This is a genomic window from Zavarzinella formosa DSM 19928 (assembly GCF_000255705.1).
Lineage (GTDB): Bacteria > Planctomycetota > Planctomycetia > Gemmatales > Gemmataceae > Zavarzinella > Zavarzinella formosa.
Window position 1 is genome coordinate 223,636 of the sequence record NZ_JH636446.1, and the last position, 19,792, is coordinate 243,427.

A 19,792-nucleotide genomic window follows, 5' to 3' on the forward strand; every position below is an offset into this window, starting at 1 on the left:
TCCCAACCCGTCACACCGGATTTGACGTGATCACCCTGTTTTTTTTGCTCATGTGCGCCCACGCGTTGTGTGATTTCACATTTCAATCCGGGCCGATGTCTGTCGAGAAGAACCGGCACAGTCGTTCAGACCTGCAAAAAGCGGTCCCGTGGTATTACTGGCTGTCGGCACACGCCTTTATCCACGGCGGGGCGGTTTATCTGGTCACCCGGTCCATCACGCTCGGCCTCATCGAGGCAGTATTGCATTGGATCATCGACTTTGCCAAGTGCGAGAACTGGACCAACATCCATAGCGACCAATTCTTGCATCTTCTGTGCCGGATCAGCTATTGCTGGCTGATTTGGTCCGGAACCGCCCCCGCTTGGGATGCCTCACTCTTCGGCGGGAGCCACCTTGTTCAGTAGGGTCACGCCGTCCATGCGGAAGGCCGCTTCGTGCGGGCAAGCCGACACGCAGAAGGGTTCCTCTTCCGGTGTCGTGGTGTCCTGACACAAATCGCAATTTACGGCCACCCGCACATCGGCCGCCCGGCGTTCGCCGGAAACTTCGGTTGTCTTGGCCAGGGCGTTTGGCAACGTGAGCATCTGAATGCTCTCGTAAGGGCAGTTCTTTGAACACAGCCCGCAGCCGATGCAGTGGTTCTCCACGCGAATTTCAAGTGATTTCGCCCCGCGATGGATCGAGTCCACCGGGCAGCCATCCATGCAATACGGCGTCAGGCACGACCGGCATGAGGTGGCGACGAGGAACTTGCCGAACCGCGGGCCTTCCCGCAGCAACCGGCTGGTTTTCTCTTCTTTCGGGCCGGGATGGGAGTCGGCGCAGGCCTTGGTGCATTCGTCACAGCGGGTGCATCGTTCGAGATCGAGAACCAGCATTTTGCGGGCTTGGTAGAAGCCCTGGCCGAGCCATTCGCCCATCGCCCGCTGGCGGGTGGAATTCCCGTAATTGTCCTTCAGCAGTCGTTCGATGTAGGTTGCCACCAGCGATTCTTTGATGTCCGGGTGTTCGCCCAGAAAATCCAAGAATCCCCCGCCGCGAATGCGGACAAGTTCCACGGTGTCCAATCCGGTCACGGTGGCCGAGCGAACGCGGGCGTCCGTCTTGTCAAGCCGGGCGATTAGCTTTTGCAACCCCAACTGACGATCTGGATCGGATTCAGAGATGAATTGCTTCCGGACCCCTTCAAGCAGCGGCTCATAAAGCAGGGCGATTTCGCCGAAGTAATCATTCGCGGTCAGCCGGTTCAGGACGATCTCCTGCCCGAGCGGGTTTCGGCTCACTTTGATCGACCCATACCGCACGAAGTAAAAATCTCCCTTGTAATCCCGTTCACCGTACACTCCGACGCGATCTCCCTCTCGCAAGACCACCTGGCCGGGTTCCACCTTCAACAACTCGCCGGTCTGCTCCAGTTTCTTTTGCAGTTTCACCTTTTGGTCCGGCGTGAGACCTTCGAAAAGTTTGCCATTACGCAAACAATCCGCGATGGCCCGTTGGGAATAAATGGGCCGCAAAGCGCTCCGGCCCACCTCCGTGCGTTCCATCATGGTCAGCACGTTTCGGCGAACCTCGTAAACAACGCCCGGCTTGGTCACCCGGATGGTCGCGTTGCGGGCGGTGTTTGTGAGACAGGCCATTTCCCCGAGGATCAACGCGGCGGGGGTGACCGACGCCACGACCCGCTCGGCGGGGGCGCCGACCCGTTTGGCAAACAGCCGGCTGAGCAGACCGCCGGATTTTGTCTCGGTGGGCGGAGTGACTGACACGTCAAATTCACCGGAGGCGAGCAGAAAAGCGGTTGCCCCAAACTCTCCCTGCCGGCACAGAACATCCCCCGCCCTGACTTCCCGCCGTCGCACGCCGCCTTCGTTCCATCGCAGGTAAGTGAGCGGGATGAGCGAGAACGGTTTGATCTTCTTGGACGCTCCGTCCTGTGGATCTTTGTAAGTGAACTCCACGTCCGGCAATTCGGCGGCCGAGGGAAACTCGGCGGGGAGTTTCACGTCCGGGTCTTTGTAAACGGTCAGGCCGGGATGGTCGTGCCGGTAATCATCCGCGTCCGGCCGGAAGTTCGGGTGTTTCTTCCACGCCTGCTGTTCCAGTTCGGCGGCATCCGGCCAGCTTCCAAGCGGGTTCACCCGGCGATTGAGCGTGATCGCCCCGGTCGGGCAGGCGGTCATGCACTCGCCGCACTGAACGCAACCCGACTCGTTCATGGCGAGATCGAGGTCAAAGCTCACGCGGGTTTTGTAACCCTTGCCCGTGTGCCCGATGATCTTAAACGGCTTCACTTCGGAACAGGACCGCACGCAGCGGTCACACAAAATGCACTGGTCGTGATTGACTTGAAACGAGCGGGAATCGTAAGGCAGCACGGTCAATCCGGCCCGGCCGGTCAGCGAGTTGAACGGCGGCCGGGATTTCGGATGCAGGTTTTCATTGCGGGCCGGTCCCGCTTCCGACGGCCGGAAATTGAACCGTGTCCGGTCGGCTCCGGTGAAGCCGACTTGTTCCCGAAGTTCGTTCCGGTATCGGTTTTCCCGGTGATCTTCGGCGGGAAGGTGATCGGCGGCGAGCAACTCGGCCAGCACCTTTGTGGCGTTCTTGACATTGTCAATGATCTTCGTGTCGTCCGGCGTCGGATTGTCCGGGCCGAGCCGGGTGGTGACGATCATCCCGTCCTGCACCAAGTGCTGACAGGCCGGAAAGAGTTTTGAGGAAGGCCGGCGTTCGTCCTTTTTCTTCAAGTGAACCGAACACATGCGACAGACGGCCACCGGATGCAAATGCTCCTGATGGCACAACACGGGAATTCGTTCCCGCAATTCCTCGCGAGTGAACACTTGGGACGCGGCATCATAGATCGTTGTCGCTCGCGGAATCTTGTTGGACTCCGCGTCTCGAATGAAGTTCCCGAGGGCATCCCGCAGTGGCACGGCTTTCGGAACACGAACGACCCGGCCGTCGATGGTGACGGTCACTCGTTGCTCAAACTGGGAGCGGGTCGCCTCCTCGCGGCGGATGAGCTCGTCGTTGTCATCGCGGGCGAACGGTGATTCAATTTCATCAGGCATTGCGTTGCTCCCGGTTGGCGGCGAGGTCCTGCGGGAAAAAGTTCATCACGGAAGTCAGCGGGGCGGCCGCCGACGGGCCGAGGGCGCAGATGGACGTGTTTTTGATTGTCGTGCAAAGCTCGCCGAAATGGGAGTTCAATTGTTCCACAAAGACCGGGGGCATGGCCGTTTCCCCGGCGGGCGTTTTGTCCCGGCGGCGTAACAAATCCGTGCCGATCTCCACCAATTTTTGCGTTCCAATCCGGCAGGGGACGCATTTGCCACACGATTCGTTGCGAAAAAATTCGTTGCAATTGCGGGCTTCCGCAAGCATGTCCCGCGTGTCATCGTACACGACCAGTCCGGCGCCGAGCATTGGCTCGATTCGCACGCCGATCAATCCGGCCGCCGGCCCGCGGAAGAAATTCAAGTCGAGGGGCCAGGCTCCGATATCCACAAACGGAGCATCCTGACCGTCCTTCATCAAGTGTTCGGTCGCGAAGGCGGTGGCCATCTGATCCATCGCAGGGTTCTTGCCGGTAACGGCTTTTTTCAGCCGGTCGGCAACGCCCGGCCGCACCGGAAGGCGGGCGGGCATGAACCCGGCTGACGGTCCCGAGGTGGCGATGGCCTTGAGCGTCCGGCCCGGCCGCATCCCCCCGGCAAGTTCAATAAGTTTGCCAAGCGGTTCGCCAATTTCCACTTCAAACACGCCGGGATGTTGCAGGTCGCCGCAGACGGAAAACAAGCGACGACCTTTGCCGCCATTCTGGCCAAATCCGGCATACCACTGGCCGCCGTTGAGCATGATGCTCGGAACCCATGCGAACGTTTCGACGTTGTTCAGGAGTGTCGGCTTGTCAAAGAGGCCGTTGGTCTGCAATTCCGGCGGTTTGTTCCGGGGCTGGCCTCGCTTGGATTCCATCGCCTCAATGAGGGCGCTTTGTTCGCCAAGGACGTAACCGCCGGGGCTGGTGAAAACCTCCAATCGGGGGAATGGCCGATTGATGAGTTGGAAGGTTTTGTTGAGTTCGGTTTTGGCCGTCTCAATCTCCTTTTGCACCGCCTCGATTTGTTCGTGATACTCGTGTCGGATGAACACGAAGCCTGCCGAGGCTCCGGTCAAGAGCACGCCGAGCAGCACGCCCTCGACAACGAGGTGCGGCATCTTCACCAGCAATTCACGGTCTTTGAACGTGCCGGGTTCGCTCTCGTCGCCGTTGACGACAACGTATTTCTCATCCCCGGCGGCGATCCACACATCCCGCCATTTGTTGAACGCCGGGGTTCCGGCTCCCCCCATGCCGAGCAGGTTGGAGAGTTTTAATTCCCACAGGAAGGGATGGCGTTCTTGAATGGCCTTTTCACTAGTCCCCTCGACCGTCGGCCGCGGCACGGGAAGCGGATGCTTGTCCAGAAACTTCCGTGTGGCGGCGTAGCGAAGCAACTCCGGGTTGCGGCCGTAAACATCGATCAGCCAGTCTTTGGGCGAGGCTTTGTTCGGATCGCACGGATGATACGACACATCCGGCGTGAGGTCCGGCAGGCTGTAATCATCGCCGTAAACACGTGAAAGTGTTTCATCGGGCGTCACTGTCGGCAGCCCGGCCAGGATTTGGGAAAGTTCGCTGACTAGTGTTTTCAGGGGGAGGCCGGCATACACTCGCTCATGATGTTCCTCTTCTTTGTGGGCATGCTTGGGGTCATGCTTGGAGACGATGCAGGCCGGCGCGCGGTCGCAACGGCCAAGACAGGAAACACCATCGACCGTCACGGTCGTTGAGGTCATCGCCGCCACGTTCTTGAGTTCCCGACGCAACTTGTCCGTTAGGACCGGCGCCCCCGCCAGATGGCAGGCCATGTCCCGACAGACCTTCACTTCCAAGGTGGGGGGCGGGTTCCACTCGTTGCGATAGTGCGGGTAAAAACTGACGACTTCCTGAATGCGATACAGAGGCACCCCGAGTTCGCCCGCGAGGCGGTGGAGTTCCGCGTCCGGCAGGAAGCCGAAGCGCTCTTGGATCTTGTTCAAACCGGGCACGATCATCGCGGCGTGTCCTTCGGAGTTCCACGGAGCAGGTCTTCGATGGTCAGCCTCCGGCCGACGGGCGGGGTTCGGAAGGGCGAACCGGGGCCGTGCAACGGATGTTCCCCGTTGTGATACGTATGGCAATCGACGCAGCCGTACCGTGCCCCGCCGAGCGGTTGCCCTTGGGTCGTTTTGCCTGTCGGGGCGTGACAGGTCCGGCAATTGTCAATGCCGGGAAGGCCCGCCGGTTCCAGTTCGTCCTTCGCCAGCAGTTCACCAGAAAGGGGCTTGAACTTCTCTCCGTGACAACCGGCGCAATCCATCATGCGGTGTTTCGAGTGGTTGAACCGGCTGGCGGTCAGCCAGACGGGGTGGACATCGGTTTTTTTCAGGGTCAACACCTCGCCGGGTTCGGCGAGATGGCACTTCTGGCAATATCTGGCCCCGGCGTAAGAACCTTGCGGATTGGTCGCGGGGCCGGCGAAGAGTTCCTTCATGGTCTCGGCCGTCAGCCGATCCACCTCGGCTTGCACACTCTGGGCCACGCGAGGAATCGGAGGATCAAGTCGCTGGCCGGGCGGGTGTTCCAATGTCAGCGATTTCGGTTGCGGGGCCGTCAGTTGACTGAGGAACTTTTGATGAAGTTCTTCCTTCAACTGCTCCGCTGTCGCCTTGTGCGTGACCCTGAACGGCGTGAGTTTGGCGTTCACCTGCGTCGCCTTTTCTCCGATGCCCAGATCATGACAGGCCGCGCAATGCTTGTCGTGGGAGATTGGCAGAAACACCTGTCCTGATTGGCGGGGCGGGGTCAACGCGGATGTTCCGCTCGAATCGAGTTCATGGCAGGCAGTGCAATCAAGGGTAATCATTCCCGTCTTGTCTGCGAACCGCTGATAAGAGGCCCGCATGCCCGGGGCGAGGTCATCCAACTTCCATTTGGTTGTTTGCCCCGGCGTCATGTGGACGGCATGGCTGAACTTGAGACTTCGGACCTCTTCGGGCTTTTTCTCCAACACCCGGAAGTTTGGATGTTCCCCGGAACCGGGACCGAACCGTTGAATATCGCCGTTTACGCCCAACTCGCCATGCCGGTAATCCTTCAGATTGGCGTGGCATTGGGTGCAAGCCGAGTCGGAAGGTTTGGAGAGGGCGAAATCGGCCCCCTGATGATCTTTGTGGCAGAGAGTGCAATCCTCCGCGTTCAGGTTGTTCCAGTTGGTTTTGGCCGGTTGATGGGGCGAGTACACCTTCACATCATTCGCGGGTCCGGCGTGGCAGGTTTCACAACGGAAGGTGTTCCAACGCTCCCGTGTCTCAAACAACCCGGCGTTCTCGCCCTTGAACGGCACATGGCACGCATCGCATTGATCGGCCCACGGAGCATGGGCACGGCTGATCGTTCCGTGTGTGCAAACCTTGTCCCGGCGTTCGCGGGAGGTGGCCGCCACCGCAACCCAACCGAGCGACAGCATGAGGAAGAGAATGCTCAGCCGTACTTTCGCCGAACCAATGGGGGTGCCCCGGAGGAAATACCGCCGGTTCTTCCCGAAGGGTCGGGCGCGTTCGCGATTCTGGGACGATTCGGCCATGTCAGTGCTTCACCAATATTTCAGGGCGGTGACAATGTGAAACACAAGAACCACGCACAAAGCCACGGAAAGGGGGACATGCACGCAAAACCAATTGTGCAGCCAGCCATGAATGCGGGCCTGTCGGTCGTATCGGCGGCGGTCGTCGCACATCGTCTTCAACCGGGCGATCTCGCCGGGATTGGCGACAAATTGCCGTGCCAGTTGGATAAATAGTTGCTCGGACTCCCGTTGGGAGATGAACCGCGACCGGCTTTTGTTCCCGGCCTGCAAATAATTCATCAGATCCACGTCAAGCAAAGACGTCGTGTCAGGATCACCGGCCGGAAGCCGGTCCCGCATGGTGATGGCCTCCGATTGATGAAATGCCATCACGGCGTCCGACTGTCCTTCGATGGTTTCATTGGGAAACTCATTCAAAAGCACCTGCGGCAACACCTGTTGCAGGGCCAGTCCCCAGATGCCGCTGGCAATCACTCCGATGAAAAGAACCATCAAGACGGTGGTGAGCGGGCCGCCCCAATGGTAGCCGCTGTGCATCACACCGACCGGCCCGACAGCCAGCCCGATCCAGATATGCCACCGCATCCAGACGCGTGTTTTGCCAAGTTTGAATCGGCGAAACTTTTTACGAGGCCAGATCAGCATCTCAAAGGCGATCATCGCCGCTCCGACGATGCCCAGCAACAATCCCAAGGGAGCGGAACTGACGGGCCACGGAACAATGCCCAGCGAAGCCAACGGATGCCAGAGCAGCGCGGGCAGGCCGAAACAGGCAACAAGAAATCCCAGATGGCCCAGGCGTTGCCGGGCGGTCGGGTATCCGCCAAGGAGCAAAGGTCTCTTCCGGCTTGGGTGATGGATGGGGAGAGTATATCACTCCCCGCAATATATTGTCAATAATCGGGTTACGGAGAGCTTGTGAAAAATCGTCCGTCAAGGGTGAAAGCTCCGTCGGTCCGCGCCAAGTTGAGGAGAACGCCCGTTGTTCCCGGAAATTTTGCCCTGACCCAACCCGCCGGTCGTCTTCGACATGCCAGCCGCCATCAAGCCGAGATGCGGATCGAGTCTCTCGACCAAATGTGTCTCCCAGCATCGGGTCTGCGATGCCTGGAATTCGCCAGGGGTTTGACCTGACAGAGTAGTCAGGGTAGATCGAAGCACTGCCCAGCCGGGCGGGCACCCCGGTCTTCGATCCGCATCTGCTGTCGGCGCTCGGGTGCATGCCACGATCAAGAGGATCAGCTCAAGCCGATGACTGGAGGAACTGATTCAACGCCAATTGGCGTATCGTTGGCTGGCTGACGGTTTGGAGATCAATTGTCGCACGCTGGCGGGGTTTCGGACAGGCCACGGTGAGTTCCTGAGCCAGTTGCTGACGCAGACGGTGGCGACTCTGACGCACGCGGGCGTGGTGTCGCTGAACCGGATGGCCCAGGACGGCCTGCGGGCATGGCATTTACTTTGTGTTGGATTCAGATTTGGGGCCTGTAATTTCTTTTGTGTCGGGGGAGTTGGGAACGGCAATTGCAGTCATCGGCCGGTCACCGCAGGCATCCGGCCTTCAAACATCACGGCGAAGTGGAATAGCGTCATCACCCTGGCCGTGCCGTTGCGGACGTATTCATGCGGCAACCGGGCCGGTTCGCCTTCCGGCTCTCAACTGGCGCCGTCGTGCGGCCTGGCCGGGAAAGGTCCGGCCTGATCGGCGCACCAGAGCGGAAGTCCCAAGGATTCCCCGAGGGTGCAGACGTCTTCGATCAGTTTTTTTCCGGCGAGGCGTCAGGATCGGTCACCGTCACCCGCCCGGTCTTCCGGCGTCGGACGGCCCGGCGGGTCGGACGCTAGGCGAGGGTGCGTTGAAACGAATAACCGCGTTGTGAAGGGCTTGCCAGATGGTAAACGTCGAAACGTTCGGCAGGCCGTCAGCTGCGGCCCTCAAGGCATCCCGCAGCAAGGTCAGCAACCACGCGGCCGTTCCGTCTTTTTCCGGGGTCGGGACTCGGGAAACTTCCCGCAGGATTCGTTTTTGGTCCGCGGCGGAATAAGCCTTGGGCTGGCCGCCGCCCTGACGCGGTTCAAGGGCTTCCAAGTCTTCGTGGTTGAACCGGGACACCAGCCGGGAAACCGTGTCGCCGCTGCGACGTCCGGCCTCGCGGGCGGCCTGTTGGTAATCGAGACCGCGGTCAGCCCCCAACAGGGCGACAGCCCGCGCGACCAAGGGGGCGGTCCGGGACCGGCTCAGGGACAACAACTCGTGCCGTTCGTCGTCGGTCGGCGGACGAAGCGGATCCTTCCGGCGGCGGGACATGGCTTGGCTCCGGGTCACTGGAGAAAGCCCATGTGCGGAGCCGAATTATGATGGCCACGGCCAACGCAACTGACCCGCTAGCAAAGCGGCCAGATCGGCCCTTGTTCGCCCTTCAAGCATGAACGCCGCCAGCGTGCCGGCCAGCCCGGCGGCGCTCATCGCCGCCACGGCGAACGGGTGTTTCACCTCGCGCGAGGCGAGGACGGCCACGGTAAGCAGGGGGATCGACGCGGCCGCCACACGGAAAAAACTGAGTTCACGTTCGACCCGATGCAGAGCCGGGGCATCCGCCGGGGCCGGGCCTTCCGCGCCCAGCAGAGCCGGATAGATCACGCGGACGGTCAGAAACATGATCAGGAAATAGGGATAAGCCGACGCCACCAACCCGCAGATCAACAGTGAAAGCAGGAAGTGAACATAGACCCCCGCCCCTTGCGGCGGGGGACCGGCGATGATTCGCAGAGTCAACGGCCAGATGATCCCCGCCGTCACCCAGCATCCCACGCAAACGTACGACGCCACCACACCCAGACGGAGGCTCTTGAGTCGGATTCTGGCTAATTCTGCGGCATTCATCTGGCCGGGAAGCCGCTTGAGTCCGCGCATCACGCTGAGGACGGACAGGGCAAAAATCAACACTCCCAACGGGAAGAAAATCCCGTTGACGATCATGATGATCGTCTGAAATACTTCTTGGGCGTTTTCCCAAGGATCGATGATTTCGGCCCGGTTGTAACTGATGTTGAATAACGCGGCTAACCCGTTGGGGGCCAGCCCCACCGGCAAGAGCGTGAGCAGCGGATGCCGTCGCACCACTTCCCGCCATCTTGCGGACTCCGGGCGAAGCAGTTTCCGCGTGGCCGGTTGCAGACAGAGTTCCAGTTCCCGAGCCAACTCTCCCGCCGAAGCGGGCCGATTCGCAGGGTCCGGGTCGAGACAACTCAACAGGACATCCCTCAATCCCGGCACATCGTTGTCATCGAATGCCGCGGCAAATGTGATTGATGGCCCCTGACGCCGTTGTTCGACAAGCAGGGAAAGCGTTTTCGACCAGTCTCCGGTAAGCCGTTCGCGGGGAAACGGCTTTTCCCCCGTGAGCAATTCCCACAAGGTGACGGCCAAACCGAACACGTCGGCTTGGCCGTCCAGACTATCGGCCTTGCGCGGATGTTGCGGGTTGAACGCCTCCAGATGCTCGGCCGACATGTAGGCGAGACTGCCGCCGAAAAACGACGCCGGGCCCGCGCCGTCCAGTTTGGAGCAACAACCGATGTTAAAGTCCGCGAGCAGCGGTTCCCCATCGGCGGTGAGCAGCACGTTCGCGGGTTTCACGTCGCGGTGCAGCACGTCTTTCCGGTGGGCATAATCAAGGGCGTTGGCCAGTTTGGCCCCGAGGAGGCAAACCGTTGCCGGCCAGTTTCGGGCCGCCCAGTCCCGTCGAGTGTCGGAGACCGCCGGGGGGACTTCGCCCCGCCGGTGCAGGACGGCATCCACTGCTTCCAACAGCGTTTTTCCTGATCGTTCGGCCACAGGCTTCTTGCGGACTCGCTCAAGCACGTCGAGGAGTGTTCCTCCGGCGAGATAGGGCATGTAAACAAGCAACAATCCGCGTTCGGCAATGTATCGCTGATCGTAAACCCGGACGATGTTCGGATGATCGAGTTGAGCCAAAGTCTCGGCCTCTGCCCCCCGGCTGGCCGACACCTTGAGAGCGACCAATCGTTGCATGGTCACCTGCCGGGCGAGAAACACCCGTGCGAAACTCCCCTCGCCGAGTTGGGCCAGCAAGTCAAAATCATCAAGCCGGTCGCCAGGGCCGACGATTTTCGGGGGACGCGCCGCCATCACAGAAGTCGTCCGGGCGGGACTGCTCACCCCCAAGAGTTGGGCGAGTTCGGCGGCCCGTTTTGGGTAGCGGATAAAGTAATCATCCGTGTCAACCGTCCGGCCAGCTTTTCGTTGAAGTTGATAGTCCTCAAAGATCAAGTCGGCCGGCGGCCCGTCCCCCAGGCCCAGTTCCGGGAAGTCTCGAAGATATTGGTCGAGTGTTTGGGAAAGCCCGCGTCGAAAGCGTTCGTGTTGGTCAAACTTGATGATTTCAACCAATACGATGCGGCGTACTTCGGGCGGCTCGCCGGGCAAGAAATCCCCAATTTGCGGAGGGGTGCCGTCCGTGTCCCATTTCTTGGCAAAGGCTTCCAGACAGTCGCCCACCTCAGCCCAAACTTGGGTGACCGTCTCCGCCGGAGCCTGATTGATATTGAGTGCCATGTCGGGCCGAACAATCCGTGTTGACCATCGGGAAAGATCGCCCGGATATCATATAGCCCCGTTCGTTTGGTTGAATTCGTTCTTTGATTCCAAACGCTTCAATTCAATTTCAACCTTTGGCCGTCACGGTCATTATCTCTGGCCGGGACAACGTGTTAGCCGTGTTTTTGATGGCTCTCACGGCGCCATGCAGCCACGCCAGACTGATGACGGTCAGGAACAAGAGGGCTATGAACGCAAACTGCGGCGAGCCGCCCCAACGCCCCAACATGCCGAAGGCTGGCGGCAGCAGGAATCCGCCTAACGCACCGAGCATCCCCACCAACCCGCCGACGGCGCCGACATCGCGAGGAAAATAATCGGGCACATACTTAAACACCGATGCCTTGCCGATTCCCATGCCGCAACCGACCAGCAACATCACAAAGCAAAATGCCGTGGCATTCAGGGGCAGGATATTCGCGGGCAACGACAGCAAGACAAAGCAAATCACCAACAAGCTGAACACCGTATAGGTCACCCGCCGGGGCCCGTAACGATCCGACAACCAGCCGCCAAGCGGACGCAACAGGCTTGCGGGGAATATGAACGAGGCCGTCAAATACCCGGCTGTTGACAAGGGCAGACTGTAAACATCCACATAATACTTGGGTAGAAACGCCGCGAGCGCGACATAGGCCCCAAACACCACCACATAGTACAAGCTAAATCGCCAGACTCTCACAATTCGCAACGGCGCCAGCAATTCCGCCATCGGCCGGCCCTGACCGGGGCGACGATCCGGCGACGGAGTGCCCAGCCACACAATGGCGGCCATGAGGATCAACAGCCCGGAGTAGATGACCGGCAAGCACCGCCAGCCGCCGGGGATGATGCCGCCGAATATCCCGGCCGCCGGAAGAACGGCCAGCAGCGTCGGAGCCAGCAACTTGGTCACCGATGCCCCGACGTTCCCGGCCCCGAAAAGGCCAAGGGCGGCCCCTTTTGAACGATTCGGAAACCAAGCGGAATTCCAGGCGATTCCCACGGTGAACGAGTTTCCGGCCAGCCCAAACCCGGCGGCACAGATTAGCAATTCAACATAATCGGTGGCGCGGCTTAACAAGAAAGTGGGAATGGCGGTGAATAATAACATGTAAATCATCATTCGACGGCCGCCATAACGATCGGCCCAGATTCCAAAGTTAAGTCGCGGAAGCGCCCCCGCCAGAATCGCCACAGATAGCAGCCATTCAAATTGAGAAGGCGTCAGCGACATTTCTTCGCGGATTTTGATGCCGAGAACTCCGAGCATCAGCCACACCGCAAATAGCAGGGTGAATGCGATGGTCGAAATCCATAACACCCGTTGTCGCGGGCCGGTCGGCTCATTGTCTTGGTCCGCATTCATTGATCACACTCCCATATTCGGAAGACGTATTGATGGTGGTGAAATTAGTTCGTTCCAATAGGGCAAATCGCATCGGCCGTTTTCGACTTCATCAGCATGGAAGACAACCGGCCGCGACAAGAGCCGCAACCTGTTCCGGCGCCGGTGCGAGAACCCAATTCCACGAGTGTGCGGCAACCGGCCGTGATCGCCTGTTGGATTTGGGCTGCATGAACCTGATGGCACTGGCAAACAGGCCCTTCGGGTTGGTCGTTGGAACGGAAGGAGGATGCAAACAAATCAAGCCGATTCGGCGGGAGCAGATCGCCTCGGGAAAATCGCTGAGTGAGACTGGCGGCACACGAGGTGTCGCCGACAAGCACCGCTCCAAGCAACCGGTTTTGCCGAATCACCAATTTGCGATAGGTCTGCTTCTGTTCTTCGATAATCTGAATGACTTCGTCAGTCTGCTCTTTGGCCTCGACTTCGCCCATGCTGGCGACTTCCAAACCAACCACTTTTAAGCGGGTGTAAACTTTCGTTCCTTGATAGGCTGCGTCTGGTTTGCTGCCGCAAAGCACATCGGCCAGAACAACACACTGTTCATAAACCGGTTGTACGGTTCCATAGGTCTGGCCTCGATGCTCGGCACATTCGCCGACCGCATAAAGATTCGGCAGTTGAGTCCGCAGTTGATCGTCGACGAGAATCCCTGCGTTTGTGGGAACATCAGAGTCGCTGGCCAAATTGATGCGGGGTTTCACGCCACTGGCGAAGATGACCAAATCGGCCGGGAGAAGTTCGCCCGACTTCAATTGCACTGCTTCAACCTTGGTGTTGCCCACGATGGCTTTCGTGCCAACAGAAGTACGAACGGCGATGCCCAATTTTTCGACCGCCTGCCGCAACATGGTTGATCCCCAGTGATCGAGCTGGCGATTCATCAGGGTGTCAAACAGATGCAACACCGTCACATTCATGCCAAGGTCGGCGAGTCCCTTGGCGGCTTCGAGGCCCAATAACCCGCCGCCGATGACAACCGCCGGGCGGCCGGGGCGGGCCGTCTTTCGCATCAACTCGCAATCGGCCACCGTTCGATAAGCAGTCACCCCGTGTTTCAATTCCCCCGTGCTTCGTTTCATGCCTTCAAGCAGGGGAATTCGCGGCAAACTGCCGGTGGCGAAGATCGCGCGATCAAAGTAATATTCCTGGCCGTCGTTCGTCCACAATCGCTGTGATCCGGCCGATAGCCGGGTGACTTCCTTGCCAGAAATCAGGCGGATGCGATGCTCGGCGAACCATTCCCGCGTCTTCAACGTGATTTCGTCGATCTCGCCTCCGAGCAACACCCGGTTCAGCAAAATGCGGTTGTAGCAAGGGGAAGCCTCGTCCCCGAAGACGGTGATGTCGAAATGGTTCAAGGCGTGCCGTCGCAACAATTCATCAAGCAAACGACTGGTGGCCATGCCATTGCCGATGATGGCGAGTTGTTCGCGTTTCATGTGCGTGGCTCCATCGATTCCGGCGGCCGCACGCCGATAATGCGAACGGCGGACAGCTTGATTTCCGGCATTCGGCTAATGGGGTCGAGGGCGCCTTGGGTGAGGATGTTGGCCGCGTCGCGACCGCCCCAATGAAACGGCGCAAACAACGTGTCCGGCCGGATGCCCGGATGCCGTTCGGCAAAGAATTCAACACGCCCCCGCCGGCTCTCGATCATCACCAGCGAACCGTCGTCGATGGACCAGTGTTGCGCCAGTTCGGGGTGGATTTGCAATCCCGGCTTGGAGCGGCGTTTTGACAGTTCGCCGACCTGCCGCGTTTGTGCCCCGGAGTTGTAATGTTCGAGATAACGCCCGGTGGTGAAGTACAAGGGAAACGCCGCGTCCGGTTCATCGCCTCCCGGCCGGTCTTCGACGACGTGGAATTTCGCCTTCCCGTCGGCGTGATAAAAACGATCCGCAAACAGCCTCGGCGTGCCGGGGTGGTTTTCATCGGGACAGGGCCAAAAGATTCCCTGTTGCTCATCAATTCGGTCGTAGGTGATACCCGCATAATCCGCGAGACCGCCCGATGTGGCCCGGCGAAATTCTTCAAAGATGTCACGCGGTTGGGCCGATGGAAACTGCCTGCCGAAACCGAAGCGAGATGCCAAACCGACGATGACTTCCAAATCGCTTCGTACTTCCCCTGGCGGCGACTGGGCCGGCCGCCGGTGGATAACCCGGCCTTCGAGATTGGTCATGGTTCCCTCTTCCTCGGCCCATTGCGACACCGGCAGGACCACATCCGCGAACGCGGATGTCTCGTTGAGGAAGGCATCACAAACCACAAGGAAATCGAGCGAGTCCAGACGTTTTGCGATCCGTGACGCATCCGGCGAAGCCACGGCGACGTTTGACCCCATCACCATGAGGGCATTGATGCCGTCTGGCTGGCCAAGCGAATCAAGCAACTCAGACGCGCTCCGGCCTTTGCGGGGCAGCGAACTTGGTTCCACCCCCCAGACACGGGCGACATGCTCACGATGGGCATCAACTTCAATGAGGCGATAACCCGGCAATTGATCGGCCTTTTGGCCGTGTTCCCGTCCCCCCTGACCATTGCCTTGCCCCGTCAGGCAGCCATAGCCGGAACCGGGTTGGCCGACCTGGCCCAACGCCAAAGCCAGGTTGATGAATCCCAGAACGGTGTCAACGCCCTTGCTTTGTTGTTCGGGGCCGCGACCGGTGAGAATCATGCTTGGCCCCTGTTTGGCCAAGAGCCGGACCGTCTGCCGAAGCATGGATTCGGAGATCCCGGTGCGGCGTTCCGTCTCGGCTGGGTGATACGCCAACACCGTCCGGCGAACGGCGTCAAACCCGGTGGTTCGCGTTCGGATGAACTGTTCATCCAACAATCGTTCTTCGAGGGCGAGATAGAGCAGGCCATTCGCCAGAGCCAAGTCCGAACCCGGAGTGATCGGCAGATAAATCTGGGCGGACTCGGCCGTTGGCGTGCGCCGGGGATCGACGACGATTAGCGTGCCGCCGCTGGCTTGTTGCTGTTCAAACCATTGCGAAATCGGGGGGAGCGTTTCAAAAGGGTTCGACCCGATAATCATCAACGTGCGGGCTTGGACAATGTCGCTCACCGGAAACGGCAAGCCGCGATCAATCCCAAAAGCCCGGTTCCCGGCGGCGGCGGCGCTCGACATGCAATAGCGGCCGTTGTAATCAATGTGCGGCGTCCGCAAGACCACGCGGGCAAATTTCCCGAGCCAATAAGCCTTCTCGTTGGTCAATGCCCCGGAGCCAAAGACGCCGACGGCCTCCCGGCCATGAGACGCCTGAGTTTCTTGAAACCGGCGGACGATCAAATCCAACGCCGATTCCCATGTGGCTGGCGAAAGGCGTCCGTCTGTTCCGCGAACAAGCGGTTGGGTCAGGCGTTCGGAATGATTTAACAACACCGAGGCCGTCCACCCCTTGATGCACAACCGGCCGCGATTCACGGGGAAATCAGAATCCCCGGTGATCGTGACATTCGCTTGCGGCATGCCCGAAATCACCGTGCCGCACTGAAACGCACAGTAGGGACAGTGCGTTTTGGCGCCTGGCGATGGTTCGTGCAGGGGCAGGGGAATGGACACGTTGGCGATCCTGATCGTATCAATGATTGCTTATGGGTTGACGGGCAGGGCAATCCGCACTTGGTTGCCCCGGATTTCCACGGGGAAAATCTCGACCTCGCAAACGCCCTGCTGGTCGCATTCGCCGGTGTCGGAGTGGAACCGGAAGGCATGAAACGGACACACAATCTGGTCGCCGGCCAGCATCCCGTCGGCAAGCGGCCCTTGTTTGTGCGGGCACTGATTGACGGACGCGAAGACTTTCCCCTCGCGATTCCGGAAAATGGCCACCTCGTGGCCGGCGATCTCAAACGCCCGGCCCAAGCCAACGGGCAGGGCGTCGAGATCGCAAACCGGCACATAGGGTGTCGGACGTTCAATGGTCAAACTCATGGCACGGAGTCTCCTCTGGCCGACGGGTGTTGCCGTCGGTGAATGGTGTTAATGAGGTCGGGCCGGCTTTAAGAAAGAACAGGCAAATCGATGCGCCGCACCGGTTCAAATTGGCCCGCATAGACGGGCTGATGGCGTTCAAGCCACGGATCAACGTAGGCGGCCGCCGTCTTTTCCACTTCGGCATCGAGTTGCACGCCAAGGCCCAGCGAATCGTCAACCAAAATTTCCTTGAGCTTTTCCAATCCGATCCGCGGGACGAAATCGTATGTCCGCTCCAGCCACTTGGCATTGTCCCGGTAATAAATCAGAAACCGGCCGATGATTTGAATCGCCTCGGCTTGGGTTTTCACCCGGCACAACACATCCGATTTGCGGACGTGGGCGCCGGCCGCCCCGCCGACGGAGATTTCCCAATCGCCTCCTTCGGTGGCGACAATGCCGACGTCTTTCACCGTCGATTCGGCACAGTTTCGTGGACAACCGCTGACACCCAGCTTGACTTTTGCCGGGAACTCGAACCCTTGATATCGCTTCTCCAAGGCAATCCCGAGAGCGGTGCTGTCGTTGGTGCCGTATCGGCAAAACTCGCTGCCGACGCACGTTTTCACTGTCCGCAGGGCCTTGGTGTAGGCATAGCCGCTGGGCATTCCCAAATCGGCCCAGACTTTCGGCAAGTCTTCTTTCGTGATGCCAAGAAGATCGATCCGTTGTCCGCCGGTGACTTTCACCATGCGGACCTCATATTTCTTGGCCACTTCCCCGATTCGGATGAGATCATCGGCTGTCGTCACCCCGCCGTACATCCGGGGGATCACGCTGAATGTGCCGTCGTTTTGAATGTTGGCATGAACGCGGTCATTGATAAACCGGGCGTCGCGTTCGTCGATGTATTCGGTTCCCCAAGTCCCTTTCAGCAGGGAGGCCAAACCGTTTTTGCTCTTTTCATCAACACTGGTTCCAAGCTCCCGCAACACGGCCGACACACTCTTGAGCTTCCGTCGTTTGACCTCGGCCATCAGGGTGACCTTGTCCATTGGCACGGCCGGCACATACCACGACTCGCTCGGGTCGGCCTTCACTCCCCCGGCCACGGCTTCGATCAATCCTTTGACCATCTTCTTGCACGAACCGCAGCCGGTTCCCGCCCGCGTGGCTTTGCCGACGCCGGGGACTGTGCATTTGCCGGCGTTGATCGCCTCGACGATTTTGCCCTTGGTGACGCCGTTGCAATCACACACTTGATGGCAGTCCGGCAGATCGGCGAGGGATGTTTCCTTCGCGTCGGTGCGGCCGCCGAAAAAGAGTTCCATGCGGCGTTCCGGCGCTGCGGCCCCTGACTGGAACATCCGCATCAGATCATCGGCCGGGGTGAGATCGCCGAGCAAGCAGGCCGCATTGATCTTGGAATCGCGGATGATCGCTTTCCAATAGACATTCCGGGACGGTTCGGAGAATTGAACCACTTCGTCCGTCGGCCGCAAATCGGCGATTCGCCCCATGCTCGCCAGTTCGACACCCATCACTTTCAACTTGGTGGCGATCTTCGAGCCAAGATAAGCGGCTTCCGGGTTTTTCCCGGTTAGGATGCTGGCAAGGGTTTTGGTCTGTTCCCACAAGGGGGCGACCAAGCCATAGATCATGCCGCGATGTTGAACGCATTCCCCGACGCTGAAAATGGCCGGGTCATTGGTGCGAAGTTGATCGTCAACGACGATGGCTCGTTCACAGGTGATGCCCGCTTCCTTGGCCAGATCGATGTTCGGCCGGATGCCGGCGGAGATGACGACCATGTCGGCCGACAGTTCCGAGCCATCCGCGAAGCGGACGCCTTTGACTCGCGCATCACCGATAAATTCCTTGGTGGAGGCCCCCGTCTTGGCGGCGATCCCCATTTGAGCGATCGTGTCTCCGAGAACGCGGCCGCCGACTTCATCCAACTGAACACTCATCAGCCACGGGGCCATTTCGACCACCGTGACGGCGACATCATGAGTCATCAGCCCCTTGGCCGCTTCCAGCCCGAGCAAGCCCCCGCCGATCACGACGGCCGAGCGGCATCCGCTGGCATATTCCGCGATTTTCTGGCAGTCATCGAGGGTTCGGAAGACAAAGACCCCATCCAACGATGTTCCGGGGATCGGCGGCACGAAAGGCTTCGATCCCGTGGCAATCACCAGATAATCGTAAGAGACGGTCAGATCGTCGCTGTGGACGCACTTGGCCTCGCGGTCGATTCGGCTGATGCGTTTCCCAGCGTGCAAGGTGACGCCGTTCTCGGCATACCAAGCCAGCGGATTCAGGAAGATTTCCTTGGGATCTTGCGATCCGTTCAAGACGTTCGACAGCAGGATGCGATTGTAATTTCCGTATGGTTCGTCGCCGAAGACGACGATCTCAAACAGATACGGATTGGCGGCCAGCACATCTTCGATCAACCGGGCGCCAGCCATTCCGTTGCCAATGATGACCAAGCGTGGTTTTTTGATCGTCCGGTGACTCATGCCAACACCCCTTCAAGCGGAAATTCCGAGGTTCGCAGCCACTGAGAAAATTGTTCGCGATAGTTGACAACGTCACCCACGACGAGAATCGCCGGGGCATGACCGGGAAACAGACTGATTTCGCCGACCGTTCCGATAATCACTTCTTGCCGGGGCAACGACCCGGATTCGATGAACGCCACCGGTGTTTCTTCCGGCATCCCGGCTTCACGCAGGCGTTCGAGGATTCTCGCCCAATGTCGAACCCCCATGTAGAAGACCACCACCGGGATTTTCGCCAAAGTCGGCCAATCCAGCGGGGAATTGGCCGAGTCCGGGTCGTGATGCCCGGTCACCAAGGCGACCATCGGCCCCACGTCGCGGTGAGTCAGCGGAATCCCGGCGGCGGCACACGCCCCCAGAGCCGAGGTCACTCCGGGGACAATCTCAAAGGGGATCTCGGCGGCCGCGAGAGCTTGAGCTTCTTCGCCGCCCCGGCCAAACACGCACGGGTCGCCGCACTTCAACCGGCAAACCGAGCGGCCCAGGCGGGCTTGTTCCGCCAACAGTTCATGGATCGTTTCCTGCCGGGTGGAACCAACGCAATAGCCCCGTTTGCCGACATGGATGATCCAGGGCCATTCCGTTATTCAACGTGGGGGATGCCGATAAGCTCCC

General features: G+C 59.6%; 14 protein-coding genes. 2 read left to right on the plus strand and 12 right to left on the minus strand.

Going from position 1 to position 19,792, the window contains the following annotated elements; all coding sequences use genetic code 11:
- The first annotated feature begins 26 nt into the window (after positions 1-26).
- Positions 27-407 carry a DUF3307 domain-containing protein gene (locus tag BGIM_RS54025; RefSeq protein WP_020474400.1) on the plus strand — a complete coding sequence of 127 codons (381 nt, stop codon included), beginning with the start codon at positions 27-29 and terminating at the stop codon, positions 405-407.
- On the opposite strand, the gene BGIM_RS0135430 is transcribed toward BGIM_RS54025, so the two are convergent.
- The 4 genes from BGIM_RS0135430 to BGIM_RS0135445 are packed head-to-tail and all read right to left on the minus strand — an operon-like array spanning position 375 to position 7,514.
- Entirely contained in the window at positions 375-3,080 is a 2,706-nt protein-coding gene (locus BGIM_RS0135430) for a cyclic nucleotide-binding domain-containing protein (protein ID WP_020474401.1), read from the minus strand. The genes BGIM_RS54025 and BGIM_RS0135430 overlap by 33 nt on opposite strands.
- Positions 3,073-5,106: an NAD(P)H-dependent oxidoreductase subunit E gene (locus BGIM_RS58825; RefSeq protein WP_020474402.1), complete on the minus strand. Its 2,034-nt coding sequence runs from the start codon at positions 5,104-5,106 to the stop codon at positions 3,073-3,075. The genes BGIM_RS0135430 and BGIM_RS58825 overlap by 8 nt, the downstream gene beginning before the upstream one ends.
- Positions 5,103-6,677, minus strand: a complete 1,575-nt coding sequence (locus tag BGIM_RS0135440) for a multiheme c-type cytochrome (protein ID WP_020474403.1) — start codon at positions 6,675-6,677, stop codon at positions 5,103-5,105. Before BGIM_RS0135440 ends, BGIM_RS58825 begins: the two co-directional genes overlap by 4 nt.
- Positions 6,678-6,686: 9 nt before the next feature.
- Positions 6,687-7,514: a hypothetical protein gene (locus tag BGIM_RS0135445; RefSeq protein WP_020474404.1), complete on the minus strand. Its 828-nt coding sequence runs from the start codon at positions 7,512-7,514 to the stop codon at positions 6,687-6,689.
- Positions 7,515-7,959: 445 nt separating this feature from the next.
- Here BGIM_RS0135445 and BGIM_RS0135450 point away from each other — a divergent pair, with 445 nt between their 5' ends.
- On the plus strand, positions 7,960-8,382 hold the full coding sequence (locus BGIM_RS0135450; protein ID WP_029631280.1) for a hypothetical protein: 423 nt from the start codon (positions 7,960-7,962) through the stop codon (positions 8,380-8,382).
- A 93-nt stretch (positions 8,383-8,475) separates the two neighbouring features.
- Here the strand turns inward: BGIM_RS0135450 and BGIM_RS54035 are convergent, their stop codons facing one another.
- The 8 genes from BGIM_RS54035 to cobA all read right to left on the minus strand — a co-directional run bounded on the left by BGIM_RS54035 (position 8,476) and on the right by cobA (position 19,764).
- Positions 8,476-8,988, minus strand: a complete 513-nt coding sequence (locus BGIM_RS54035) for a helix-turn-helix domain-containing protein (RefSeq protein ID WP_202947361.1) — start codon at positions 8,986-8,988, stop codon at positions 8,476-8,478.
- A gap of 45 nt (positions 8,989-9,033) precedes the next feature.
- Entirely contained in the window at positions 9,034-11,259 is a 2,226-nt protein-coding gene (locus BGIM_RS54040; RefSeq protein ID WP_020474405.1) for a protein kinase domain-containing protein, read from the minus strand.
- Positions 11,260-11,368: 109 nt separating this feature from the next.
- A complete protein-coding gene (locus tag BGIM_RS0135465; protein WP_020474406.1) occupies positions 11,369-12,649 on the minus strand; it encodes a nitrate/nitrite transporter in 1,281 nt (426 codons plus the stop codon).
- Between the two features lie 44 nt (positions 12,650-12,693).
- Positions 12,694-14,130, minus strand: a complete 1,437-nt coding sequence (locus BGIM_RS0135470; protein WP_020474407.1) for an FAD-dependent oxidoreductase — start codon at positions 14,128-14,130, stop codon at positions 12,694-12,696.
- Positions 14,127-16,259, minus strand: a complete 2,133-nt coding sequence (locus BGIM_RS0135475; protein WP_238537783.1) for a molybdopterin oxidoreductase family protein — start codon at positions 16,257-16,259, stop codon at positions 14,127-14,129. The genes BGIM_RS0135470 and BGIM_RS0135475 overlap by 4 nt, the downstream gene beginning before the upstream one ends.
- 30 nt (positions 16,260-16,289) lie before the next feature.
- Positions 16,290-16,631: a Rieske (2Fe-2S) protein gene (locus tag BGIM_RS0135480; RefSeq protein WP_020474409.1), complete on the minus strand. Its 342-nt coding sequence runs from the start codon at positions 16,629-16,631 to the stop codon at positions 16,290-16,292.
- Positions 16,632-16,699: 68 nt separating this feature from the next.
- Complete coding sequence (nirB, locus tag BGIM_RS0135485; RefSeq protein WP_020474410.1) at positions 16,700-19,135, minus strand: nitrite reductase large subunit NirB; 2,436 nt, start codon at positions 19,133-19,135, stop codon at positions 16,700-16,702.
- Positions 19,132-19,764, minus strand: a complete 633-nt coding sequence (gene cobA / locus BGIM_RS54045) for a uroporphyrinogen-III C-methyltransferase (RefSeq protein ID WP_084760293.1) — start codon at positions 19,762-19,764, stop codon at positions 19,132-19,134. Before cobA ends, nirB begins: the two co-directional genes overlap by 4 nt.
- Between the last annotated feature and the right edge of the window lie 28 nt (positions 19,765-19,792).